Source organism: Streptomyces sp. NBC_01635 (genome assembly GCF_045209715.1).
Classification (GTDB): Bacteria; Actinomycetota; Actinomycetes; order Streptomycetales; family Streptomycetaceae; genus Streptomyces; species Streptomyces hirsutus.
Genome location: NZ_CP109277.1, coordinates 5,568,751 through 5,593,457, shown reverse-complemented (window position 1 = coordinate 5,593,457; position 24,707 = coordinate 5,568,751). Strand labels below are relative to the sequence as shown.

Annotated in this window: 18 protein-coding genes and 1 pseudogene; 8 read left to right on the top strand and 11 right to left on the bottom strand. The window is 73.0% G+C overall.

Annotated features, from left to right (window positions below; genetic code table 11):
- Window positions 1-410 precede the first annotated feature (410 nt).
- Together OHB56_RS26155 and OHB56_RS26150 are read right to left on the bottom strand one after the other, a co-directional pair.
- Entirely contained in the window at window positions 411-854 is a 444-nt protein-coding gene (locus OHB56_RS26155) for a DUF3017 domain-containing protein (RefSeq protein ID WP_406359219.1), read from the bottom strand.
- A 124-nt stretch (window positions 855-978) separates the two neighbouring features.
- Window positions 979-1,833 carry a bifunctional methylenetetrahydrofolate dehydrogenase/methenyltetrahydrofolate cyclohydrolase gene (locus tag OHB56_RS26150; RefSeq protein WP_326754360.1) on the bottom strand — a complete coding sequence of 285 codons (855 nt, stop codon included), beginning with the start codon at window positions 1,831-1,833 and terminating at the stop codon, window positions 979-981.
- A 366-nt stretch (window positions 1,834-2,199) separates the two neighbouring features.
- Between OHB56_RS26150 and OHB56_RS26145 the strand changes: the two genes are divergently transcribed.
- The 4 genes and pseudogenes from OHB56_RS26145 to OHB56_RS26130 all read left to right on the top strand — a co-directional run bounded on the left by OHB56_RS26145 (window position 2,200) and on the right by OHB56_RS26130 (window position 5,569).
- Window positions 2,200-2,811, top strand: coding sequence for a hypothetical protein (locus tag OHB56_RS26145; RefSeq protein WP_055595611.1), 612 nt, complete (start codon window positions 2,200-2,202; stop codon window positions 2,809-2,811).
- Between the two features lie 238 nt (window positions 2,812-3,049).
- Window positions 3,050-3,523: pseudogene (locus OHB56_RS26140) on the top strand (FHA domain-containing protein); the annotation flags it as partial.
- Entirely contained in the window at window positions 3,520-5,268 is a 1,749-nt protein-coding gene (locus tag OHB56_RS26135) for a protein kinase domain-containing protein (RefSeq protein WP_406355937.1), read from the top strand. The pseudogene OHB56_RS26140 and the gene OHB56_RS26135, both read left to right, overlap by 4 nt.
- 100 nt (window positions 5,269-5,368) lie before the next feature.
- Entirely contained in the window at window positions 5,369-5,569 is a 201-nt protein-coding gene (locus tag OHB56_RS26130) for a hypothetical protein (RefSeq protein ID WP_406355935.1), read from the top strand.
- A gap of 127 nt (window positions 5,570-5,696) precedes the next feature.
- On the opposite strand, the gene purH is transcribed toward OHB56_RS26130, so the two are convergent.
- Window positions 5,697-7,283, bottom strand: coding sequence for a bifunctional phosphoribosylaminoimidazolecarboxamide formyltransferase/IMP cyclohydrolase (gene purH / locus OHB56_RS26125; protein WP_406355933.1), 1,587 nt, complete (start codon window positions 7,281-7,283; stop codon window positions 5,697-5,699).
- A complete protein-coding gene (purN, locus tag OHB56_RS26120; protein WP_326754355.1) occupies window positions 7,280-7,918 on the bottom strand; it encodes a phosphoribosylglycinamide formyltransferase in 639 nt (212 codons plus the stop codon). The genes purH and purN overlap by 4 nt, the downstream gene beginning before the upstream one ends.
- Before the next feature lie 418 nt (window positions 7,919-8,336).
- Between purN and OHB56_RS26115 the strand changes: the two genes are divergently transcribed.
- Window positions 8,337-9,134: a hypothetical protein gene (locus OHB56_RS26115; RefSeq protein ID WP_406355931.1), complete on the top strand. Its 798-nt coding sequence runs from the start codon at window positions 8,337-8,339 to the stop codon at window positions 9,132-9,134.
- A 48-nt stretch (window positions 9,135-9,182) separates the two neighbouring features.
- Here the strand turns inward: OHB56_RS26115 and OHB56_RS26110 are convergent, their stop codons facing one another.
- Window positions 9,183-10,868 (bottom strand): DUF6350 family protein, encoded by a 1,686-nt coding sequence (locus OHB56_RS26110; RefSeq protein WP_406355929.1) that lies wholly within the window; start codon window positions 10,866-10,868, stop codon window positions 9,183-9,185.
- Between the two features lie 96 nt (window positions 10,869-10,964).
- Between OHB56_RS26110 and OHB56_RS26105 the strand changes: the two genes are divergently transcribed.
- Complete coding sequence (locus OHB56_RS26105) at window positions 10,965-12,272, top strand: helix-turn-helix domain-containing protein (RefSeq protein ID WP_406355927.1); 1,308 nt, start codon at window positions 10,965-10,967, stop codon at window positions 12,270-12,272.
- A gap of 110 nt (window positions 12,273-12,382) precedes the next feature.
- On the opposite strand, the gene sucD is transcribed toward OHB56_RS26105, so the two are convergent.
- From sucD to OHB56_RS26080, 5 genes are all read right to left on the bottom strand, one after another.
- Window positions 12,383-13,267 (bottom strand): succinate--CoA ligase subunit alpha, encoded by an 885-nt coding sequence (gene sucD, locus OHB56_RS26100; protein ID WP_055592282.1) that lies wholly within the window; start codon window positions 13,265-13,267, stop codon window positions 12,383-12,385.
- A gap of 21 nt (window positions 13,268-13,288) precedes the next feature.
- Window positions 13,289-14,467 carry an ADP-forming succinate--CoA ligase subunit beta gene (gene sucC / locus OHB56_RS26095; RefSeq protein ID WP_055592281.1) on the bottom strand — a complete coding sequence of 393 codons (1,179 nt, stop codon included), beginning with the start codon at window positions 14,465-14,467 and terminating at the stop codon, window positions 13,289-13,291.
- 939 nt (window positions 14,468-15,406) lie between these two features.
- Window positions 15,407-16,588 carry a VWA domain-containing protein gene (locus OHB56_RS26090; RefSeq protein ID WP_406355925.1) on the bottom strand — a complete coding sequence of 394 codons (1,182 nt, stop codon included), beginning with the start codon at window positions 16,586-16,588 and terminating at the stop codon, window positions 15,407-15,409.
- A gap of 142 nt (window positions 16,589-16,730) precedes the next feature.
- Window positions 16,731-19,193 carry a DUF5682 family protein gene (locus tag OHB56_RS26085; protein WP_406359218.1) on the bottom strand — a complete coding sequence of 821 codons (2,463 nt, stop codon included), beginning with the start codon at window positions 19,191-19,193 and terminating at the stop codon, window positions 16,731-16,733.
- Between the two features lie 82 nt (window positions 19,194-19,275).
- On the bottom strand, window positions 19,276-20,409 hold the full coding sequence (locus tag OHB56_RS26080; RefSeq protein WP_326754349.1) for an AAA family ATPase: 1,134 nt from the start codon (window positions 20,407-20,409) through the stop codon (window positions 19,276-19,278).
- 132 nt (window positions 20,410-20,541) lie between these two features.
- Here OHB56_RS26080 and OHB56_RS26075 point away from each other — a divergent pair, with 132 nt between their 5' ends.
- Window positions 20,542-21,900 carry an SWIM zinc finger family protein gene (locus OHB56_RS26075; protein WP_406355923.1) on the top strand — a complete coding sequence of 453 codons (1,359 nt, stop codon included), beginning with the start codon at window positions 20,542-20,544 and terminating at the stop codon, window positions 21,898-21,900.
- Between the two features lie 103 nt (window positions 21,901-22,003).
- On the top strand, window positions 22,004-23,734 hold the full coding sequence (locus OHB56_RS26070) for a DUF5691 domain-containing protein (RefSeq protein ID WP_406355921.1): 1,731 nt from the start codon (window positions 22,004-22,006) through the stop codon (window positions 23,732-23,734).
- A gap of 144 nt (window positions 23,735-23,878) precedes the next feature.
- On the opposite strand, the gene OHB56_RS26065 is transcribed toward OHB56_RS26070, so the two are convergent.
- Complete coding sequence (locus OHB56_RS26065; RefSeq protein WP_055592933.1) at window positions 23,879-24,295, bottom strand: cobalamin B12-binding domain-containing protein; 417 nt, start codon at window positions 24,293-24,295, stop codon at window positions 23,879-23,881.
- Window positions 24,296-24,707: the final 412 nt, after the last annotated feature.

Below are 24,707 nucleotides of genomic sequence, written 5' to 3'. Positions count from 1 at the left end.
TACCCACATGGATGCCGTCAGCCAGGATCTCAGTTCCCAGGGTGGGGGCGCACAGGAGCGTCAGGGCCGCGGGCACGCGGCGTCGCACGCTCACCCGCTCGTGTCCCCAGTCTCCCACCGGCACTCCCTTCGGCCGTACGGAACCATCACAACGCGTGGGACATCACGATTGTCCGGGATTGTCATGATTATCACGCCGGTTGCGCTCCGAGGGCGCTTCGAGGGCACGTCGGGAAGTTCGGGAGCCATCCGGGGGACGTAGCGGAATGGTCACTTCCGTGCCACAGCGCCCGGAGAGCCGTTGAACAGCCGGTTCGCGGTGCAGGAAGGTTGTTTCCGGCGGCGGCCCGTCCTTTCACGGGGGTGAGGACGGGCCGCCGTTCACCGGACGGCACGAGGCAGCGGCGGCGTCAGCTGTTGCTGACGGTGAAGTGCAGGGTGTCCTTCAGGAACGGGATCTCCAGCCATGGCTCGGGCTGCACCATCAGTGCCAGCAGCACGATCGCGAGGCCCAGCCCGCCGTACGTGACGATGTCGGTGAAGCGGGAGCGCACGGCGAGCATGCCGACGTCCGGCACCGCCCAGCGCAGCACCCCGCCCGCCAGTAGCGCCACGCCGATCAGCAGCGTGCCGACCCGGAACAGGTCGAACGCCGTCAGCAGCAGGCCGAGTCCGGCCATGAGCAGCACCGCGAGGATCGGCCACTGCCGGGCGGGCGCGGGGGCGTCACCGGGTGCGGCCCGGCCGCCGCCCTCCGGGCGCGCGGTGTCCCTGGTGAACAGCGGGAAGCGGCGGGTGGCGCGCCGCGGCCGCCCATCGGTGTCGGGCGCGCTGACGGGGTCGGTGACGGTGATGTCCTCGAGGGCGACATCCTCGACCGGCTCCCGTTCCTGCTCCCGGGCCTGTCCCTGCTCGTGTGTCCCGGCGGGGTTCGTCCCGGTCCCGCGGGCCCCGGTCTCCGTCTCTCGGACGCTGCGGTCAGCCGGCACTGCGCTCCGCCGCCTCGACCACGTTGACCAGCAGCTGGGCCCGGGTCATCGGGCCGACACCGCCGGGGTTCGGGGAGATCCAGCCGGCCACCTCGGCCACGCCCGGGTGCACGTCGCCCACGATCTTGCCCTCGGCGCTGCGGGAGACACCGACGTCCAGGACGGCCGCGCCGGGCTTGACGTCCTCGGGGCGGACGAGATGGGCGGAGCCGGCGGCGGCGACGATGATGTCCGCGCGCTTGAGGTGCGCCGACAGGTCGCGGGTGCCGGTGTGGCACTGGGTCACGGTGGCGTTCTCGCTGCGCCGGGTCAGCAGCAGCGGCATCGGGCGGCCGATGGTCACCCCGCGGCCGACGACCACGACCTCCGCACCCTTGATCTCGACGCCGTAGCGGCGCAGCAGGGTGAGGACACCGTTGGGGGTGCAGGGCAGCGGGGCCGGCTCGTTCAGGACCAGGCGGCCTAGGTTCATCGGGTGGAGGCCGTCGGCGTCCTTGTCCGGGTCCATGAGTTCGAGGATGCGGTTCTCGTCGATGCCTTTGGGCAGCGGCAGCTGGACGATGTACCCGGTGCAGGCCGGGTCCTCGTTCAGGTCGCGGACGACCGCCTCGATCTCTTCCTGCGTGGCCGTTTCGGGCAGCTCCCGCTGGATGGAGGCGATACCGACCTGGGCGCAGTCCCGGTGCTTGCCGGCGACGTACTTCTGGCTGCCGGGATCGTTCCCGACGAGGATCGTGCCGAGGCCGGGCGTGACGCCCTTCTCCTTCAGCGCCGCCACGCGGACGGTCAGATCGGACTTGATCGCTGCTGCGGTGGCCTTGCCATCGAGAATCTGGGCGGTCATGTCCCCATCCTCGCGGATGACCGGGCCCGGGTTCCAATCCGCCCGCATTCCGGGCGCCGCGCACCGGGGTCGTACCCGATGCTCACCGCGGGCGTGCGCCGGGCGGCCGCGAGGTTCGCGATCCCACACACCGGCCCCGGTCCGCCCCCGGACCGGTCGTGTTCCACCAGTATCCGGCCAAGATCAGCAATGTTGCACTTGCACAACACAATCCGCCTGCGGCTGGACAACCGACGGATCCGTCGAGAACGATGAACGCACAGTGCCGCGGGCAGTACCGGGGGGACGGACCGCATCTGTAGAGCTTCCTCCGAACCGCGCTCCGCGTGTCCCCGCACCTGAAGCGACGACGGAGGAAGAACCGCCATGAGTTTCGGCGACCCGAACAACCCCTACGGACAGCCGCCCCAGCAGCCCGGCCAACCCGGCTACGGCTACCCCCAGCAGCAGCCCCCCGGTCAGCCCGGTTACGGCTACCCCTCGCCGCCCGCGTTCCCGCACCCCCACGGGCAGCCGGGTCCCGTGGCGGTCATGCCCGGCAGTGTGACGGCCGCACGTGTGATGTTGTTCGTGCTGGGGGGCCTCCAGGCCCTCAGTGGTCTGCTGATGATCGTGGCCAGCGGCTGGTTCGCCGACTACTTCGAGGAGATGGTCTCCTCCGACCCGAACCTCTCCTCGGACCCGAACCTCTCGTCGGACGATGTGGGCGCCATCGGCGCGGGCATCATGATCGTGCTCGGAGTGATCGTCCTGGGGTTCGCGTTCTGGGCGATCCTCACCGCCGTGAAAATGGCCACGGGACGCGGCGGGGTGCGCGTCTCCGCGATCATCTACGCCTCGGTGGTCACCCTGTTCAGCGTGATCAGCCTGTTCACCGCCAACGTCTTCGCGCTGATCAGCCTGATGCTCGGCATCCTGATCATCGTGTTCTGCGCCAACCGGAACGGAAGCTACTGGTTCAACCGGCCCCGGTACTGAACCGGTTCCGCCACCGAACCGGTTCCGTCGCTGTTCCGGGTCCGCCGGGCACCACTTCCGGCCAATCCACGCACCAGGGCCGTGTCTCACCCGTATGGGGGGAGACACGGCCCTGGTGCGTCGCCCTAGTCTGACGGAGTAGCCGTCAGGCACGGGGAGACGCACCTTGTACAGCATCATCGTCGTACCTCCGCCGACCCCGGGGGACGCAGGACACCGCAGCGCACGACTCCGGCTCGCCCCGCGCGAACGCCTCGCCTTCGACATGTGGGCACCGCGCCACGACTGTCTGCGCACCCACGGCGACCACGCGCGCGCCGGGGGCGGGCCCGGGGCGGCCGGCGTCCAGGACGACGCGGTCACCGCCCCCGCGTTCTCGGTGGGCCGTTCCACGCGTTGCTTCACGGTGCCGGCCGCCCTCTGCGAACCCCGGCTGCGCGGCGCACCGCACGCCCCGCTGCCCACCGTGGACCAGGCCGTGGAGCGGCTGCGGCCCGACCGGCCGACCGCCTCGCGCGCTTCGGTGCAGGGGAACATCGACTTTCCCGCCGGGAAACCACGCCTCGAACCCGGCCCCGGGACCGCCGGTCCCGGCCCGCGGCTGAACGGCGAGAAGGAGTCGCTGGTGTCCCCGGCACTCCGCCTCGATCCGGTCCGGGAGGAGGACCTGACGGTCCTGGCCGCGGCGCCCTGCCGCCGGACGGCCCGGTGACCGAGCCCTACGCCGTCACGGTGCCCAAGGGCTACCGGGTCGGCGTGTGGGAGGTGCGCGAACCGATCGCCACGGGCGCCTTCGGCAGTGTCTACGCCGCGCGGCGCACCGGCGAGGGCACCGGGGGCGGTGACGGGGACGGAAAGACACCGAGGGGTCCCGGGGCCGGAGATCCGGGCGGTGGGACCGGGAAGGCGCCCACCGGGTGCGCGGGCACGGGCACCCGGGACCGGAGCGGGTATGAGGAAGCACTGCCCAGATCGGTCGCGCTGAAGTTCCTGCCCACCGGCACGGGTACGCCCCGCCAGTTGAGCCATCTGCGCGAACTGGTCGAGCGCGAGGTCGAGCTGTTGCGGCGGATCAGCAGACCTCGGCTGATCCGGATGTACGAGACGCTCACCGTCGACGACCCCGGCCGCCCCGCGCTGGACGGCGCCACCGTCCTCGTCCTGGAGAGGGCGGAGGGCTCCCTGTCCGCCCTGCTCGCCGCCTCACCCCGGCCCGGGACCGGACCGGCGCTGCTCGCGCAGATCTGCGAGGGGCTGGTCCAGCTGCACCGGGCGGGCTGGGTGCACGGCGACCTGAAACCGGCCAACGTCCTGCTGATGGCCGACGGTTCGGCTCGGCTCGCCGACTTCAACATGGCCGCCGAGCTCGAAGGCACCCACGCCTACACCTCCGCCTTCGCCACCCCCGACTACACCCCGCCCGAGCTCCTCCGGTCCGAGATCGGTGAACGGGGCCGCCGGATCCGCCCGTCCGCCGACGTGTGGGCCTTCGGCGTCCTCGCCCACCTCGTGCTCACCGGTACGTTCCCGCTGCCCGGCGCCACCCCGATGGTCCGCCGGGACGCGGCCGCCGCCTACGCGCGCGGCACCGACGAACTGCGGCTCTCCCCCGCGCTGCCGGACGCCTGGCGGGACGTCGTCCACGCCTGCCTGGCCCGGACCCACGAGGACCGCATCACCGGGGAGACGCTGCTGCGCCGGGTACGGACGGCGGCCGACACGGACCGTCCCCCGCACCGCCGGTGGCCCCGGCCGTCCCCGCTGTCCCGGCGGCTCCGGTCGCTTCCCGGACTCCGCCGGTCGCGCCGCGGTGTCCTCGCCTCGGTCGTCGCGGCCGGCGCCGCCGTAGCTGCACTGGTCGTCCTCGCCGTCCTGGGCGCTCTCGGGTACGGTGTCGGCCCCTGGGCCGGCGGCTCGTCCGACGGCGGCGCCCAGGGCACCGCCGGCACCGCGAACGTCGGCGCCTCCTCGTACGGCGCCGACGAACTCCGCACCGACCGGGGTATTCCGCCCGCGTACCGGCTGCTGATCGTGGAGACGGCACACGACTGCGGGCGGAAGGACGTCACTCCGGTGCTGCTCGCCGCCATGCTGAAGGTCGAGAGCGACTTCGACCCGGACCTCTCCGATCCGGTCAAGGACGAGTACGGCATCGCCCGTTGGACACCGTCGGTGCTGCGCTGGTGGATGAACGCGGACGGCACCCCGGGCGAGACCGTCCCCGAACCACCCTTCCCGCCCGCCGAGTCCATTCCGGCGATGGGCCGCTACCTGTGCTGGATCGCGCCCCGGCTGGAACCCGGACTGCCCACCGATCCCCGGCTCCTGCTCGCCGCCGCCTATCGCACGTCGTACCGGAAGGTGAACGACGCGGGCGGAGTCCCCCCGAACCACCGCGCGTACGCCGACCGCGTCGCCCGCTACCTCAAGGAGTACACGCCTCCGGCCGGGAAGTGACCCCGGGACATCCGAGGTACCGCGCGGCGGGCGCCCCGGGCACGGTACGAGCACACCCCTGCGACGGTACGACACCGACGTTCATGGGGGGGGGACAACAGTGGACGTCATCAAGCCCGCCGCGCTGCTCCTCGCGGTCATCGGCCCGGCCGCCGGCTCCACGGACGCGGCCGCCGAACCGGGCGGGTACCCGGGCGACCGCTCTCGAGCAGGCGTCCGAACAGGTGCCGGCCGGGACCCGATCCGGTCCCTGCGCCTCTGCCGGCCCCTGCACTCCTACGGCTCCCTGCACTCCTGCTGATCCGCTCGCCGGCCCGGAACCGGATGATGAGGCCGGTCGTGAACGCGGGACGCGACATGCCCGTGCCCCGGGCGGCCGTCGGGCCGCCCGGGGCACGGGCATGTCGCGTCACCGGACGGTGTGGCGCTCAGTGGAAGAAGTGCCGCGTCCCCGTGAAGTACATCGTCACACCGGCCTTGTTCGCTGCCTCGACGACCTGCTCGTCGCGGACCGAACCGCCCGGCTGGACCACGGCCCTGACGCCGGCCCCGGTGAGGATCTCCAGGCCGTCCGGGAAGGGGAAGAAGGCGTCGGACGCGGCGAAGGAACCGGCCGCGCGCTCGGCGCCCGCCCGCTCCACCGCGAGCTTCGCCGAGTCGACCCGGTTGACCTGGCCCATGCCGACGCCGACCGAGGCACCGTCCTTGGCGAGCAGGATGGCGTTGGACTTCACGGCCCGGCACGCCTTCCACGCGAAGGCCAGCTCCGCCAGCTCCGCCCCGGACAGCGCCTCGCCGCTCGCCAGGGTCCAGTTCGCCGGGTCGTCGCCGTCGGCCTGGAGACGGTCGGCGACCTGGAGGAGGGCGCCGCCGTCGATCGGCTTGACCTCGACCGGGGCGGCGGGGGCCTCGGGGGCGCGCAGCACGCGGATGTTCTTCTTCTTGGTGAGGGCCTCGAGGGCGCCCTCCTCGTAGTCCGGCGCGACGACGACCTCGGTGAAGATCTCGGCGACCTGCTCGGCCATCTCCCTGGACACCGGGCGGTTGACCGCGATCACACCGCCGAACGCGGACAGCGGGTCACAGGCGTGCGCCTTGCGGTGCGCCTCGGCGACGTCCGCGCCGACCGCGATGCCGCACGGGTTGGCGTGCTTGATGATCGCCACGCACGGCTCGCTGTGGTCGTACGCGGCACGGCGGGCGGCGTCCGTGTCCGTGTAGTTGTTGTACGACATCTCCTTGCCGTGCAGCTGTTCGGCCTCGGCCAGGCCGCCCCCCGCGGCGGAGCCGCCGATGAATGCGGTCGACGTGTAGAGGGCGGCGGGCTGGTGCGGGTTCTCGCCGTAGCGCAGGGTGTGGGCGCGGTCGTACGTGGCGCCGAGGAAGTCGGGGAAGTGCGACTCGTCGACCGGGGCGTACTCGGAGGCGAACCAGGAGGCGACCGCCACGTCGTACGCGGCGGTGTGCCGGAAGGCCTCGGCGGCGAGCCGCTTGCGGGTGGCGAGGTCGAAGCCGCCGTCCTGCAGCGCCGCCAGGACGTCCGCGTAGCGGGCGGGGCTGGTCACCACGGCGACCGAGGGGTGGTTCTTCGCCGCGGCGCGCACCATCGACGGTCCGCCGATGTCGATCTGCTCGACGCACTCGTCGGGCGTCGCGCCCGAGGCGACGGTCTCGCGGAACGGGTAGAGGTTCACCACGACCAGGTCGAACGGCTCCACGCCCAGCTCGCCGAGCTGCTGCCGGTGGCTGTCGAGACGCAGGTCGGCGAGGATTCCGGCGTGGACCTTCGGGTGCAGGGTCTTGACCCGGCCGTCCAGGCACTCGGGGAAGCCGGTGAGCTCCTCGACCTTGGTGACGGGGACGCCGGCGGCGGAGATGCGGCCGGCCGTGGACCCGGTGGAGACGAGCTCCACGCCGGCCTCGTGCAGGCCGCGCGCGAGGTCCTCGAGGCCGGTCTTGTCGTAGACGCTGACGAGCGCCCGTCGGATGGCCCGCTTGTTGCTCTCGGCGGTCACTGGATAACTACCTTTCGTCCCTCGATGCGATAGCCGTTGCGGGCGAGCCGCCCCACGACCTCGACGAGCAGCCTTCGCTCGACTTCCTTGATGCGCTCGTGCAGCGCGCTCTCGTCGTCCTCGTCCCGGACCTCCACCACGCCCTGCGCGATGATCGGCCCGGTGTCGACGCCGTCGTCGACGAAGTGGACGGTGCAGCCGGTGACCCTGGCGCCGTACGCGAGCGCGTCCCGTACGCCGTGGGCCCCGGGGAAACTGGGCAGCAGGGCCGGGTGGGTGTTGACGAACCGCCCGCCGAAGCGCGCGAGGAACTCCTTGCCCACGATCTTCATGAACCCGGCGGAGACCACGAGGTCGGGCTCATGGGCGGCGACGGCCTCGGCGAGCGCCGCGTCCCACTCCTGGCGGGTGGCGAAGTCCCCGACCCGGCACACGAAGGTCGGCAGTCCGGCGCGCTCGGCGCGGGCGAGACCTTCGATGTCCCCGCGGTCGGCGCCGACGGCCACGACCTCCGCTCCGTACGCCTCGGCGCCGGCGGCGGCGATCTCGTCGAGGAGCGCCTGAAGGTTGGTGCCGGATCCGGAGACCAGCACGACGAGACGCCTGGCGCGCTCGGCCACGGGCTTGGCGGCCACGGTGGGGCCCTTTCTCGGGGAGCGCTGGTGCGGTCGGAGACCAGCACTTTGTACATTCGTACGAATGCTTCGGGTCCTCGGATACGGGGAAGCCTACGAAGCGGCCGACCGCCAGCAACGATACCGGCACAGCGGGCGGCCCCCACGGGACGGGGGCGTGGCCGGAAGGTAGCGTCTGGGAAGAGCCGGTTCGGGAACGCCCCGGAACGCCCGGTCACCCGGGAACGCCACCTGTGCACCAAGCGTTCACAGGACTGGGTGCCGAGACCGGGGACGGACGGAAATGCTCCGGCTCGGCCGTGCATGTCCAGCCCGTCGAGCGGTAGCCGTAGAAGCAGTAGCCGTAGAAGCAGTGATCGAGCATTAGTCGTCACAGTCGTCATTCGATGGACTTGATTAAGGGGAAGACGCTCACTTGATGCCGGACCGCAGCCTGCGATTCCTCACGTTCCCCCAGCCGTCGGCGCAGGGAGGGGAGCGTGGCGCCGTGCTGCTGCGGGAGCGCCCCTCCTCGCCGCCCGAGACGCCCCAGGGCGAGGGTGGTGACGGCGACAGGCGCCGTGGCTCCGAGGAGAACAATCCGTTCGCCCCGCCACCGGAGGGGTCTCCCGACCAGCCCTGGCAGCCCCGGCACCCGTCCGGCGACGAGGGCGGTGGCGGCCGGGGGGACAGCGGCGGCCGCCCCCTCTGGGGCGGGCGGTGGAGCGACCGGCAGCCCGGCCGTTCCTCCGGAGGCTTCGGCGAGCGTCCGCACGGTCCGGAGGGACAGGGCGGCGGTGGGACCGGCGGTCCTCAGCGCCCGGGCCCACGCTGGGATCCCACGGATCCGGCCCAGCGCCGGGCGCGTTACTCCCTGCTGTCCGGCATGTGGGCCTTCTTCTTCGCCCTGTTCGGCTGGCCGTACGTCGCGCTGCTGCTGGGTGCGCTCTCCGTGCACTGGTCCGTCAGCGCCCTGCGGGCCAAGCCCCGCGCGGCCTCCGACCCCGACACCCCGGCGCCGCCCGAGCAGAAGGGCCGCCCGCAGACCACGGCGGCGGTGAGCGGGCTGGTCACGGCCTCCCTGGCTCTCATCCTGGTCGCCGCCAGTTTCACGGCGCAGATGGTCTACCAGGATTACTACACGTGCACGAGTGACGCCCTCACCCAGCAGTCCACGGACTCCTGCAACAACCTCCTGCCGGACGAGCTCCGGAACCTGCTCGGGACGGCGGACTGACGGCCGGCCGCCGCTCCCCGCCCCCGCTTCCCGAAGCCGCCCCCCGCCCTACTGGGCGGGGGGCGGCTTCGGCGTTTCGGGAACGGCGGGGTGGCCACCGTCGGGGAGGCCAGGGCCGGGGAGGTCACGGCTGAGGGGTTCACGGCTGAGAAGATCACGGCTGGGGAGATCCCGGTCGGGAGCGGCGTCCGCCGGAAGGAGGTCGTAGGGGGCGGCGGCGCCCTCGAGCCGTGGTCCGCCCGCCGTCGCGCCAGGGTCGCCCTCCGGTGACTCCCGGCGCGGGCCGCCGATCCTCGGGATCCGCGCCCGCGCGCCCGCCCACGCTCCCGCCCCCCTCTCCCCGTCCGCGCCCGCCGGTGTCCGCTCCGCCCGTTCGCTCCGGGGTGTGCGGCGGCGCCAGGCCCGTACCGCCAGGGCCGTCACCGTGGCCACCAGCCCGATCCACACCAGCGTCGCACCCCCGCTCTGCCACCACACCGGCCCGAACCGGGAGAGCGCGGCAACCCCCATCGGCCCGCCCGCCAACGCGGCGAACATCGCCAGCAGGGCCGCACACAGCGCCGCCGACAATCCGGCGACACCGGCCGTCCGGCCCGGTGACCAGAACGCGTCCGGCTCCTGCCCCGACCGCTCGCCTCCGGGCTCCACCGGGTGTCGGGCCGTGGTGGCGCCCTTCGCGACGTACCACCCCGCCACCGCTCCGGCCGCCAACGGCACTGCCCCGGCCGCCCAGTTCACCGGCGTCCCCGCCCCCGCGTCCGGCACCGCCGCAAGGAGCGGGAACGCGGGCAGCAGCGGGCCCGGCGAGGCGGAGAGCGGTGTCACGGCATGCCCGACGCCGAGGAGGAACCCGGGGCCCAGGGCGTACGACGCCGCCCACACCGCCGCGTTCGGCAGCAGGATGACGCCGAGCAGCAGCACCGCGAGCCGTCCCGACCACCCCTCCGTCAGCCGCAGGAAGGCCCCCTGGGCCTCGCCGCCGTGCCACAGCAGCGACACCGTCAGCAGCAGCGCCCCGCCGCCGACGAGCACCGCCGTCCCGGCCACCGCCGCGCGCGCCGCGACGCCGAGGCGTCCGTCCGGGCCGAGGAGCAGATGGCGTACGCCCCTCGGCAGCAGCGCCCCCACAGTCCGTTCCAGCGGCCCTCGCGGGCAGCCGTACGCCCGCCACACTCCCACGCCCGTGGCCGTCACCGCGACCAGCGGCACGCACACGCCCGCCGACGCCCATGCCGGCCGCAGCCCACCACTCGCGGCGTAGAGCGCGGCGGGCGCGCCGACGGCCAGGTAGCCGAGGACGACGCCCGTCCAGGCCGTCGGGCCGCCCACGAGCGGGGCGTCGTCCGACACGCCCGGCTCGTCCGACACGCCCCCATCGGTGGCGTCGCGGGCCGCCCGGTGCAGCAGCCACACCGGGAGCGCGAGCAGCAGCAAAGGCCGGACGCCGAGTGGGGCCGCCACACCGGAGAGCGTGTCGGTGCGGATCAGTTCGGCACCGTGCGCCAGCAGCCACAGCGCCGCCGCCGTGCTCAGCGCGCCGTCGAGTCCGCTGTCCGGGTACGGCGAGCTGATCCACAGCAGGATCACGAGCATGGCGAACGCGGCGAGCCCGAGCCCCGCCGCGAGGGCGCCGCCGAGGAGGGCGGAGTCCAGCCCGGGCGAGCGGTCGCGCATCCGGGTGAACAGGAGGGCCGGCCTCGTTCGGCGGGCGGTCGTCTGGATCACATCCGCCATGCTCCCAACGACACGCGCTTTCCCTGCGTAACAGGCGAAGCACCGCCGTGTCGCTCAATATGCGGTTATGTACTTTTTCGCACGAAGGGGCGTCCTATGACACGGAGCCCTGCCACCCCCCTCCCCCCGCCCGAGAAGCGCCGACGCCTGCGCGAGTTTCACTCGCTGACCCGGGATCAGCTCGCCCGGCGGGTCGGCGTCAGCCGCGAGACGGCGCGTGCGTGGGAGTCCGGCCGTGCCGCACCGCGCAGCCGGAAGGGGGAGGCATACAGGAAACTGCTGACCACCACCCCGACGAAACCCGAGCCCACCGGGCAGCAGGGACTCCCGGCGTTCTCCGAACCCTCCGAGTCCGCCGGGCCCACCGGGTCCTCCGGATCCGCCGGGTCCTCCGGATCCGCCGGGTCCTCCGAACGCTCCGATCCCTCTTGGCCCTCCGAACGCTCCGACCTCTCCGAGCTCGCCAAGTCGCCCAAATCATCGGCGCGTTCGGCCGATCCTTCCCCCGAGCATCCTGTCTGGCGGAGCGCCCTGCTGCCGCCCGTCCGGCCCGCCCGGCCCATGCGATCCATCCGGTCCGTCCATGAGGAGGCCGGTCCCACCCCCCTGACGCCCGCTCAGGCATTCGACGCCCTGTACTCCTTCTGCGCCCCGGCGCTCGTACGACAGACGTATCTCCTGTCCGGTCGTCGCGACCTGGCGCGCGAAGCGGTCGAGCGGGCCTTCCAACTGGCCTGGGACCGCTGGCCCGAGGTGGCCCGCGACCGCGACCCGGCCGGCTGGGTGCGCGCGGCGGCGTACGAGTGGGCACTCTCCCCATGGCACCGGTTCCGGCCCCGCTACCGGCGCCCGGAACCACCACCCTCACAGCCGCCCTCCGACCGCGCGCTGCTGGACGTCCTGCTGCACCTGCCACCGCCGCACCGCCGCACGGTCGTGCTCTACGACGGGGTCGGCCTCGACCTGCCGGAGACCGCGGCGGAGACGGAGGCGAGCACGCCCGCGACCGCGAGCCGCCTGCTGCACGCACACGAGACCCTCGCGGCCCGGCTGCCGGAACTCTCGGACCCGCTCGTACTGCACCGACGGCTGGCCGAACTGGCCTCCATCGAACACCTCCGGTCGGCCGCACCGCCGGAAGTACGCGAGGGCGGCGAGCGCAGGGCCCGCTTCTGGACCCGGGCCGCGATCGCCCTCACGCTCACCCTGATCGGCGCCACCGCGCTCACTCTGTACACGGCTCCCACCCGCTACGACCCGCCGGTGCCGCCCGGCGAGACGGTCCAAGGGGTGCCGCCGCGCGTGGCGCCGGGCCCCCTCTCGGACAGGGAGCGGAAGCTGCGCACCAAGCTCCGCAAGGAACTGCTGCACGGCCCGGAGCGGCTGGCACCGCAGCCATGGTGACGGACCCGGTCCCGGAACCGGACGCGGTTCAGGGTCCGGGTCCGGGTCCGGAACAACGGATGGGCCCGTTCCCCTCGAGGGGAACGGGCCCATCCGTATGCTGCGGCCGATCAGCCCGCGAGGATCTCGCGCGCCAGCTTGGCCGTCTCGGTCGGCGTCTTGCCGACCTTGACGCCCGCGGCCTCGAGGGCCTCCTGCTTCGCCTGGGCGGTGCCGGACGAACCGGAGACGATGGCGCCGGCGTGGCCCATGGTCTTGCCCTCGGGCGCGGTGAAGCCCGCGACGTAGCCGACGACCGGCTTCTTCACGTTCTCCTTGATGTACGCCGCGGCCCGCTCCTCGGCGTCGCCGCCGATCTCGCCGATCATCACGATCAGGTCGGTGTCGGGGTCGGCCTCGAACGCGGCCAGCGCGTCGATGTGGGTCGTGCCGATGACCGGGTCGCCACCGATGCCGACGGCCGAGGAGAAGCCGATGTCACGCAGCTCGTACATCATCTGGTACGTCAGCGTGCCGGACTTCGAGACCAGGCCGATGCGGCCCGGCTTCGTGATGTCGCCCGGGATGATGCCGGCGTTCGACTGGCCCGGGCTGATCAGACCGGGGCAGTTCGGGCCGATGATCCGGGTCTTGTTGCCCTGCGACACGGCGTACGCGTAGAACGCGGCCGAGTCGTGGACCGCGATGCCCTCGGTGATGACGACCGCGAGCGGAATCTCGGCGTCGATCGCCTCGACGACGGCGGACTTCGCGAAGGCCGGCGGTACGAACAGGACGGATACGTTCGCGCCCGTCTTCTCGATCGCCTCGGCGACCGTGCCGAAGACCGGGATGTCGTTGCCGTCGATGTCGACGGAGGTGCCCGCCTTGCGCGGGTTCACACCGCCGACGATGTTCGTGCCGTCGGCCAGCATGAGCTTGGTGTGCTTCATGCCCGTGGCACCGGTCATGCCCTGGACGATGACCTTGGAATCCTTGTTGAGGAAAATAGCCATGGCTGTTTAGTCCCTCGTCCCTTACTTCGCAGCCGCGAGCTCGGCGGCCTTGTCGGCCGCGCCGTCCATGGTGTCCACGCGCTGCACCAGCGGGTGGTTGGCGTCGGAGAGGATCCTGCGACCCAGTTCGGCGTTGTTGCCGTCCAGACGCACGACCAGCGGCTTGGTGACTTCCTCACCCCTGTCCGCGAGCAGCTGCAGCGCCTGCACGATGCCGTTGGCGACCTCGTCGCAGGCGGTGATGCCGCCGAAGACGTTGACGAACACGGACTTGACGTCCGGGTCGCCGAGAATGATCTCCAGGCCGTTCGCCATGACGGCGGCGGAGGCGCCACCGCCGATGTCGAGGAAGTTGGCGGGCTTCACGCCGCCGTGCGCCTCACCGGCGTAGGCGACGACGTCCAGGGTGCTCATCACGAGCCCCGCGCCGTTGCCGATGATGCCGACCTCGCCGTCGAGCTTGACGTAGTTGAGGTTCTTCTCCTTGGCGGCGGCCTCGAGCGGGTTCGCCGCGGCCTTGTCCTGGAGGGCCTCGTGGTCGGGGTGACGGAACTCGGCGTTGTCGTCCAGGGTGACCTTGCCGTCGAGGGCGAGGACGTCACCGGAGGCGACCTTGGCCAGCGGGTTGACCTCGACGAGGAGCGCGTCCTCGGCGATGAAGGTCTTCCACAGGGTGACGAGGACGTCGGCGACCTTGTCGGCCACCTCGGCCGGGAAGTTCGCGGCCTCGACGATCTCGCGCGCCTTCTCGGGGGTCACGCCCTCGTTGGCGTCGATCGGCGTCTTGGCGACGGCCTCCGGACGGGTGGCCGCCACCTCCTCGATGTCCATGCCGCCCTCGACGGACGCGATGGAGAGGAAGGTGCGGTTGGCACGGTCGAGGAGGAAGGAGACGTAGTACTCCTCGACGATCTCCGGAGCGGTCTCGGCGATCATCACCTTGTGGACCGTGTGGCCCTTGATGTCCATGCCGAGAATGTCCGTCGCACGCGCGACGGCCTCGTCCGGGGTTGCCGCCAGCTTCACGCCACCGGCCTTGCCGCGGCCACCGACCTTCACCTGCGCCTTGACGACGGACTTGCCGCCAAGACGCTCGGTGATCTCGCGCGCCGCCTCAGGCGTGTCGATGACTTCACCGGCCAGCACCGGTACATCGTGCTTGGCGAAGAGGTCCCTCGCCTGATACTCGAACAGGTCCACGCGCTTCCGTCCCTATCAGTGATCTCGCGGTTTGTTGGATGCGTGGGCGTGCCGCGAGGGCAACGTGACGACGTCCGCTGTGTCACAAGGGAAGCGCACACGGTGACCGAGCGCGCGGCATGTCCACCTCGCAGGCTATCGCCGGTAGCGGGGCCTCCCGAAATCGCGGGGTCACACCTGAGCGGTGATACCTGTCACATGATGCCCGGATTGGTGACACAGAGTGCCGCCGATGAGCGGCCTCACCCCCGGAGGGGCAGGGATGTTCCCGCTCTCCGGGACGCTTGAGGTCCGGCCCCCACCCCAGTGGAAACCGGCTCACCCCCTCCACGGGTTCACGGCCGGACAGGCCGGTGACCTTCGACCGTCCACGCCGGGACGCCCCTGAAGTTCCCCTTGCTCGTAAGTCGGATTCCGTACGCGCAGAGCGGAACGCGGCGCACGGGGTGCGGCACGAGCGTGCGACACGACGCGGCATTCATGGCATATGTGATGTATGTGACGCATGGAACGTGCGGGGTATGCAGGACGTACGGGATGTACGGGATGTACGGGCAGTACGAGCGGAATCCGGCTGCGGGGAGATTCAGGGCTCGGGTGTCCGCGCGCGGAGGGGACCGGGTCGATCCGGCAGGCGGGCCCCCGGCACCGTGAAGGATCCCGGACGGACACGGCCGGCCGGCCGAGGGAGCGCGGCCCGCTCGTGGCGGGTCTGCCCAGGCGGGAGGAACGGGACGAGCAGGAAGCGGGGGGCGCGTGGTGACGCATGGGGCGTCCCCGTGACGCGGGGCCGTGGTCGGCGGCGGTGCGGCTGCCCGTCGTGCCGTCCAGGTTCCCGCCCGGGGGCGCGGGGGAGGCGGGCTCTGGCCGGTGTGCGGCGCGGGGGGGCGCCGTACCGCCGCTCCTCCCTCCTCGTTCCTCACACCTCCTCACACCTCTTCACACGGGGTCCGGTACCGGCAGCGGCCGTTTCTCGATCGCCGCAGCCATCACCTCCGGGAACAGGTCGGGCGTACAGGCGAACGCCGGCGCGCCCAGTGCGGCAAGGGCGGCCGCGTGCCCCCGGTCGTAGGCGGGCGCACCCTCGTCGGACAGCGCCAGCAGCGTCACGAACTGCACTCCGGACGCCTTCATCGCCGCGACCCGCTTGAGCATCTCGTCGCGGATGCCCCCTTCGTAGAGGTCGCTGACGAGTACGACCACCGTCTCCGCCGGCCGGGTGATCTGCGACTGGCAGTACGCCAGCGCCCGGTTGATGTCCGTACCCCCGCCGAGCTGGGTCCCGAAGATCACGTCGACGGGGTCGTCGAGCTGGTCCGTGAGGTCGACGACCGCCGTGTCGAACACGACGAGCCGCATGTCGATCGCCCGCATGGACGCGAGGACCGCCCCGAACACCGACGCGTACACGACGGAGGCCGCCATCGACCCGGACTGGTCGATGCAGAGGACGACCTCCTTCTTCACCGACCGTGCGGCACGCCCGTAGCCGATGAGCCGCTCGGGCACGACCGTCCGGTACTCGGGGAGGTAGTGCTTGAGGTTGGCCGCGATGGTGCGGTTCCAGTCGATGTCGTGGTGGCGGGGCCGGTCGACACGGGCGCTCCGGTCGAGGGCCCCGGTGAGGGTGGCCCGGGTGCGGGTGGCGAGCCGCTCCTCCAGTTCGTCGACGACCTTGCGGACGACGGCCCGTGCGGTCTCCCTCGTCGTCTCCGGCATCGCCTTGTTGAGCGACATCAGGGTGCCCACGAGGTGGACGTCGGCCTCGACCGCCTCCAGCATCTCCGGTTCCAGGAGGAGCGTGGCGAGCCCCAGCCGGTCGATGGCGTCGCGCTGCATGATCTGGACGACGGAGGACGGGAAGTAGGTCCGGATGTCCCCGAGCCAGCGCGCCACCGACGGCGCGGACGCCCCCAGCCCCGCCGAACGCTGCTGCCCCGCCTGCGGCCTGCTTCCCTTCCGCGGCCCGTCCTCCTTGCCGTAGAGCGCGGTGAGCGCTCCGTCCATGGCTGCGTCCTGCCCGGACAGACCGCATCCGGTGCCGTCCGCCGCGCCCCCGCCCAGCACCAGCCGCCACCGCCGCAGCCGCTCCTGCTCCGCGTCCGTCACCGCAGCCGACATGTGTCCCCCCTCGTGCCATGGTCCTTCGTGCCGTGGCCCTTCGTGCCGTCGCCCTGTGTGCCGGGGGCTTCGTCCTGTGCTCGTGTGTCCTGTACCTGTGCGCGTGGGTTCCGGGATGGTGCGCCTTGCTGCCGTGCGTCGGTCATCGCGCTGTCCCGACCAGGCCGGCGCGCGTGTCCCCGCCGTCACCTTCACCGCTCCGGGTGTCCTCGTCCAGACCGAGCAGCAGCCGCACCACGGGCAGGACCGCGTCCGCGCGTCCGGCGTCGAGGCCGGGCGCGAACCCGGGCGCCCCGAAACCGGTGGCCGCCGAGCCGTTCGGTGCCCCCGGTCCGCGCCGGACCAGCTCACCCAGCGTGCGCCGCACCCCGGACTCGTACACCGAGAACGTCCGCCGCAGCAGGGGCAGTACATCCGTGAACGTCTCCGCCGGAACGCCCGTCAGCCAGGCGTCGACCAGTCCGAGGAGCCGCTCGTCGTGGACGAGGAGCAGACCGCCGCCCGAGCCGCCGACGAAGCCCTCGATCCACGCCGCCGCGTCCGCCGGTGCCGTACCCGGTGACGACAACACCAGCCCCATCTGCCGGGCCGCCTCGTTCCGCGCCAGCTCCCCGTCGTCCAGCAGCAGGCGAACGGACCGCCCCCGTATCACCCCGGGCACGGTGTCCCGCGTCGCCAGCGTGCGCAGCACCGCCGCCCAACGGGCACGCAGGTCCCCGTGGCCCGGTGCGGGCACGTCGCCGAGGAGGCCGACCGCCCCGTGCACCGCGTCGAGATGACGCCGCATCGCCTCGGCCGCATCCGCGTCCAGTCCGGCACACGCCGGTGGCAGGCCGACCAGGATCCGCTCCGCCAGCCCGGCGGCGACCTCCGCGAGCGCCGCGGTGCCGGTGCCGCGCACATCGCCGTAGCGCAGCGAGCGGACCAGGGCCGGCAAGGCTTGGGCGAGATGGCCGACGTCCGAGTCGAGGGCCGCGCGGTCGGCGAGTATCCGCATCACCGCCGGCAGGGCCTCGGGCAGTGCGGCCAGGAGACAGCGTTCGGCGAGTTCGGTGACGTCGGCCAGGCCCTGCGCGGCGACGGCGTCCGCCTCTGCTTTGGCGGTCGCGGCGGCGCGTACGGTCGTCCCCCATATCCCGGCCTCGGCGACCCGCACGGACAGTTCCGGTTCCCAGTGCAGCCGCCAGGTCTCCCGGAAGGTCCCCGTGCTCCCGTACGAGGCCGTCGGCCGCCCCCAGTGCACGGCGAGCAGTCGCAGCCGGTGCAGCAGCCTGCTGCGCTCCCCGTCGGTCTCCTTGCGCAGGTCGAGTTCCAGCTCGCGCTCCGCGGCCTCGGGCTTCAGCCGCAGCCTGCGCTGGGTCCGTGCGAGGTCCCGCTGGAGGGGCACCGCGGGCGCCGCCGCCGGGACCTCCCCGAGCACGTCGCCGACGACGAGCCGGTCGTGCACCAGCGCCAACGGCACGTCGGAGCCCTCGCACATCACCGCCCGTACCGCGTCGGTCGTCTCGCCGAGTCCGGGCAGGGGCCGGCCGCGCATCGCGGCGAGCGTGTCCGCCAGCCGTACCGCCTCGATGACATGGGCGGAGGACACGATCCGGTCCTCGGCCCGCAGCAGCCCCGCCACCTTGGTCATCCACCGCTCGACGGGCCGGTCCACCGCGCCGAACAGATGCCCGTACCAGCCGGGCGAGTCGATGCCCGCGCCGTATCCGCTGAAGCGGGACAGCCTGCGGTGCGTCCACGGCACCCAGGTCATGTCCGCCTTGACCTTCGGCAGCCCCTTCAGCAGTGCCCGGTCGGCGGCGACGGTGATCCTCCGCCGCAACGCGGGTACGTGCCAGGCACCGCAGACGACGGCCACGCCGCCCCCGGACTCGCGCTGTGCCTCCCGGATCCGGAGCCGCATGTACGCCTCGCGCACAAGGTCCCGTCCCGGCGCCACGGGAGAACCCGGGACAGGATCCGGGGCCGGGTCCCGTCCCCCGCTCCCGTGGTCCTCCCTCAGCGCCGTCATGGCCTCCTCCAGGGCAGTGAACGGTGCGAGCGCGTCGTCCCTCTCGCCCACGCCCCGGTGCTCGACGACGTCCTCCCACCACCGTTCGGCGTCGTCGTACCCGGCGGCCTCGGCCAGCACCCCGAGCGGATCGATCCGCACCTCGCCGTCCGCCCCGGCGCCGGTCGCCCGCTCCCCGTCGTCGCCCTCGTCCGCCGTGCCTTCCTTGTTCACCCCGTCCGTCTCCCCTCCCCTGCCCCAGGCCAGGCTGTGGGTGGCCGGCAGGTCGATGAAGCGGGCCGGGACGCCGTGTTCGAGCGCCCAGCGGATCGCGACCCACTCGGGGGAGAACTCGGCGAGCGGCCAGAACGCCGAGCGGCCGGGCTCGTCCACGGCATGGGCGAGCAGGGCGACCGGCGGACGCATGGCCTCGTCCGCGGCGAGCGGAATCAGATCGTTCGCCTCGGGCGGGCCCTCGATCAGGACGATCTTCGGCCCGGTCTCCTCCAAGGCGGCCCGCACCGCCCGCGCCGACCCCGGCCCGTGGTGGCGCACCCCGAGCAGCAGCGGTCCCGTTCCCCGGCCGCCGCCGGGCCGGTCCACGTCGCTCATGCCGCCCATGCCGTCCCCGTCCCCCTCGAAGCCGCACCGGGCGGGCACATCGGCTCCCGACGTGTCCTCCTCCCCCGGCCGTTCACGCGCCGGCCTCCCGGCAGGCCCGGTAGAAGTCCGTCCAGCCGTCGCGCTCGCGGACGACGGTCTCCAGGTACTCCTGCCAGATGACGCGGTCCGCCGCCGGGTCACGGACGACCGCGCCGTGCATGCCGGCCGCGATGTCCCCGGCCCGCAGCACGCCGTCGCCGAAATGGGCTGCCAGCGCCAGCCCGTTGGTGACGACGGAGATCGCCTCGGCGGTGGACAGCGTGCCGCTGGGCGACTTCAGCTTCGTCCGGCCGTCGGCGGTGACCCCGTCGCGCAGCTCGCGGAAGACGGTGACGACCCGGCGGATCTCGTCGATGCCGTCGGGCGCGGCCGGCAGGTCGAGGGAGCGGCCGATCTGGTCCACGCGGCGGGAGACGATGTCGACCTCCGCCTCGGGGGTCTCCGGCAACGGCAGCACCACGGTGTTGAAACGGCGGCGCAGGGCGCTGGACAGGTCGTTGACCCCGCGGTCGCGGTCGTTGGCGGTGGCGATCAGATTGAAGCCGCGGACCGCCTGTACCTCCTGGCCCAGTTCGGGAATCGGCAGTGTCTTCTCCGACAGGATCGTGATGAGCGTGTCCTGCACATCGGCCGGGACACGGGTCAGTTCCTCGACGCGGACCGTCGTCCCGTCCGCCATCGCCCGCATGACGGGGCTGGGCACGAGGGCGTCGCGGCTGGGCCCGTGGGCGAGCAGCCGGGCGTAGTTCCAGCCGTAGCGGATGGCCTCCTCCGGGGTGCCGGCGGTCCCCTGGACCAGCAGGGTGGAGTCGCCGCTGACCGCGGCGGCGAGGTGCTCGGACACCCAGGTCTTCGCGGTGCCGGGCACGCCGAGCAGGAGCAGCGCACGATCGGTGGCCAGCGTGGTGACGGCGACCTCGACGATGCGGCGCGGGCCCACGTACTTGGGTGTGATCACGGTGCCGTCCGCCAGCGTGCCGCCGAGCAGGTAGGTCGCGACGGCCCACGGGGACAGCTTCCACCGGGCGGGCCGCGGACGGTCGTCCTGCACGGCCAGTGCGGCGAGTTCGGCAGCGAAGGCGTCCTCGGCGTGCGCCCGCAGGACCTCGGCCTCGGAGCCGTTCCGACGCGGGTCGACGGATGTCGGTTCAACGGAGACAGTCATGGCGGAGTCCCCCTCCAGCTCAGCCGGTTCGTATCTGGCGACCACCCTGCACCAGGCCACTGACAATCGTTGTGACCTGGGAAGACGCAATCGCTGGGGTGATTGTCAGTGGCGGGATCTACCTTCGGTGTCATGACTGTGCAGGGGGTGCGCTGGACCGCGGACCAGGTGCTGGCCTTGGCGCCCGACACCGCGTCACGCAGGGCGGGAAGCAGACTCGGCGCGGCCGGTCCGTGGTCCGGGGCCGGCAGTTCGGGCGAGGGGGCGATGTGGGGGCTGTGCAAGGGCAGCGGCAGCAAGCCGTACCGGACGGTGGTCGACCTCGCGGACGTCTCCGGGCCCGCGTACAAGTGCAGCTGCCCGAGTCGTAAGTTCCCGTGCAAGCACGCGCTCGGTCTGCTGCTGCTCTGGGCGGGTGAGGAGGGGGCGGTGCCGCGGGCGGAGGTGCCGGAGTGGGCCGGTCCGTGGATCGAGGGCAGACGCGGGCGCACGGAGCGGAAGAAGGCCACGGCCTCTCCCTCGGCTCCCTCGTCCGGGCCCGCCGATCCGGAGGCGGCCCGGCGCAGGGCGGAGCGGCGCGCCGAGCGGGTCACGGCGGGCGCGTCGGAGCTGGAACAGCGGCTGGCGGACCTGCTCCGTGGCGGGCTGGCCGCGGCGGAGCAGTCCGGGTACGGCCTGTGGGAGGAGACGGCGGCCCGGATGGTCGACGCCCAGGCTCAGGGACTGGCCGCCAGGGTGCGCGAGTTGGGGGCGGTCCCGGGCACGGGCCCGGGATGGCCGTCCAGGTTGCTGGAGGAGTGCGCGCTGCTCCACCTCCTCGATCAGGGCTGGCTGCGTCGCGAGCGGCTGCCGGAGGGCCTGGCCGCGACGGTCCGCTCCCGCATCGGCCTGCCGGCCCCGGCGGACGGTCCGCCGGTGCGCGACCGCTGGCTGGTCCTCGCCCAGTACGACACGGCGGACGCGCGTCTGACGACCCGCCGGATCTGGCTGTACGGCACACGGTCGCGGCACACCTCGCTGCTCCTCTCCTACGGCGCCGCGGGGCGTGCCCCCGAACCGGCGCTGCCGGTGGGGCTGGCCCTGGACGCGGAGCTGTCCGCCTATCCGGGCGCGGGGCAGGCGCGGGCGGCGCTGGGCGAGCGGTTCGCGCCGCCCGCCCCCACTGCCGAGCGGCCACCGGGAACGACGACGACCCTGGCCACCGCCCGGTACGGCGACGCGCTGCGCGACGATCCCTGGCTGGATTCGGTGCCGGTGACCCTGGACCGGGTGATACCGGTCCCGGACGGCGACTCCTGGCAGCTCGCGGACGCGGACGAGGACGCGGCCCTGCCGCTCACCCCGGCCGCGCGTTCTCGACCCGGCCTGTGGCGTCTCGTCGCTCTCTCGGGTGGCGCACCGGTCAAGGTCTTCGGCGGGTGCGGTCACCGGGGGTTCACCCCGCTGGCGGCCTGGCCGGAGGGGCCCGGAGAGGCGGTGCCGCTGTGCTGAGCCGCCTCTCCGGGCCCCTCCCCGGCCGCTCCTCGGGCATCGCCGCACATCCGGTGCGCGAGACCCCTCGGCCGCTCGCGGACACCCGCCGGAAAGGAATCTCATGAACAGGACCGTCACCGCCGCGGCATCGCCCGGCCCGCACGGCACCGCTCCCTCCGGCCCGGCCTCGCACACCGCGGGCCCGGTGGGCGCCTCGGGCGCATCGAACGCGTCGGGCTCGTCGGACTCGTCCCTCCCGGACGTCTGGGAGGACCTCGTGACCGCCGCCCTGCTGGGGACGGATCGCCGCACTCCGGCGGGCTCCGCATCCGGCGCGAACGCCCCGGCGGCCCTGCTGGACGCAGCGGCCGTGGCGACCCTGCGGCGGCGGGCCGGGCTGCGCCCTGCCAGGGCGGCCGAGCATCCGCGGCCGGCGCCCGAGGACCCGCGTCCCGAGCTGCCGCCCGCCGCCGCCCGCCGGCTGACGATGCTGCTCACCGACCGCTCCGGCGCCTCCGGCGGTGGCCGCCGGGGCGCGGCCCCGGACCTGCTGGAGCTGCTGCCCCAATGGCTCGCGGCAGCGAACGCCCACGGTTTCGCGGCGCCCCCGCCGGCGCTGCCCGCCCTGCTCGACGCCGCGCGGGGGCGTACGGATCTACGGCCGGCGGTCCTGCGGTTCGCGGGACCGCGAGGCCTGTGGCTGGCCCGCCTCAACCCGGACTGGCGCTTCGCCCTGCGCTCGGCGCCGGGCGGTGGCACGTCGCTGCCGGGACCCGGGGACACGGAGAGAGTCCTGCGGCTCTGGCAGGAGGGCCTCTTCGCGGAGCGGGTCGCCCTGCTCTCCTCGCTGCGCTCCCGCGAGCCCGCCGCCGCACGCGAACTGCTCGCGACGACCTGGGCGACGGAGCGGGCCGAGGACCGGCTGATGTTCCTCGACTCGCTGCGCACCCGCCTCGGCCCGGACGACGAGCCGTTCCTGGAGCAGTCGCTCGCCGACCGCAGCCGCAATGTACGGGCGACGGCCGCCGAGTTGCTCTCGGCGTTGCCCGGCTCGGCCCTCGCGCACCGTATGGCGGTCCGGGCGAGGGCATGCGTGGCCGTGGACCACACGGGGGACGCGCCCGTGCTCACGGTCGAGGCGCCGCACGAGTGCGACGCGGGCATGGAGCGGGACGGTGTGGTGGCCAAGGCTCCCGCAGGGCGGGGTGAACGGTCCTGGTGGCTGGGGCAGTTGGTGGAGGCGGCGCCTCTGGACACGTGGTCGCGCCGGCTCGGCGGGCGTACGCCGCAGCAGATCGTGGCCCTGCCGGTCGGGGACGACTGGCGGAGCGAGCTGCACGCGGCCTGGTGCCGCGCGGCGGTGCGCCAGCGGGACGCCGGGTGGGCACAGGCCCTCCTCGGCGAGCCCTCCGCCGCGGAGGCGGGTGGCCCGGGAGCGGTGTCCCTGGCCGAGCGCGCCAAGCTCCTCGGCACGCTGGCCGCCGCCGAACGGGCGGAGTGGGTGGCCGGGTTCATCGGGACACACGGACTGCCGGACGCGTTCCAACTGCTCGGCGTGTGTGCGGTGCCGTGGGCGCCGCCGCTCGGGCGGGCCGTGGTGGACGCGCTCGACATCGCACGGGACGCGGGGAATTACCCCTGGAGTTTCAGCGGTGTCATGGGCCTGGCCGAGCGTTGCCTCGAGCCCTTGGAGGCGGGCCACCTCGATGCGCTCCTGGCCGTACCGGACGAGGCGGAGGACGCCTCGCCGGGTGCCGGTGGCTACTGGTCGGAGGCGTTCCAGCGTCTGGTCACCACGCTGCGCCTGCGCGCCGCGATGCTGGCGGAACTGAATCCGGCCGCCCAGCCCTGACACGCTTCCCCGACACCACCCTCCGAACCCCGGACCGGGACCGCGCACCCCTCACAGGGCGGGAGCCTCGGGGGGGGGCCGACGGCAACGCGCCGAAGCGCGGTGCCGGGCCCCGCGAGCCCGGCCTGGTCCGGACGGCAGGCCCTACGCCTCCGCGGGATGCCGTACGGTCGCGCGGACCCAGTCCACGATCGACGCGGTCGTCGCTCCTGGAGTGAAGATCGCCGCGACGCCCTTCTCCTTCAGCGGTGCGATGTCCGCCTCGGGGATGATCCCGCCGCCGAAGACCAGGATGTCCGCCGCGTCCCGCTCCTTGAGCAGGTCGATCACCGCCGCGAAGAGCGTGTTGTGCGCGCCGGAGAGGATGGACAGGCCGATCGCGTCGGCGTCCTCCTGGATCGCGGTGTCGACGACCTGCTCGGGGGTTTGGTGGAGCCCGGTGTAGATGACCTCCATACCGGCGTCGCGCAGGGCGCGCGCGATCACTTTGGCCCCGCGATCGTGGCCGTCGAGCCCCGGCTTGGCCACCACCACGCGGATCGGACCGGCTGCCACACCCATCACTGCCTCCATGAAGCGCCTCCATCCATCCGTACCGACAGATACCGCACACATCAGTCGTCCGGTACCCCTCACGGGTACCGCACACGCCGTCGCCCACTGCGCCGGCTGCGCCACCGCGGTACGGGCACCCCCGCCCGAGCCGGCCGGGGAAGTGAACGAACGTTATCGCCAGCATCCCGCAACCGGCGGTTTCACGGTGCGGACCGAGGGGGAAATCACACGGAGAGACACGTTCACTGCGCACCGTTCCGGGCCTCAGGACCCGAGCATCGCGCCCATGCGCCACACGGGCATCAGTGGGAACATGCGCATAAGGGATTTCGCGACGAGGCCGCCGTACACCGCGGCCGCACCGAGCGCCCGCCGCGCGCGGCGGCGACCGTTTTCGCCGCGAGGCCCCATGAGGGCA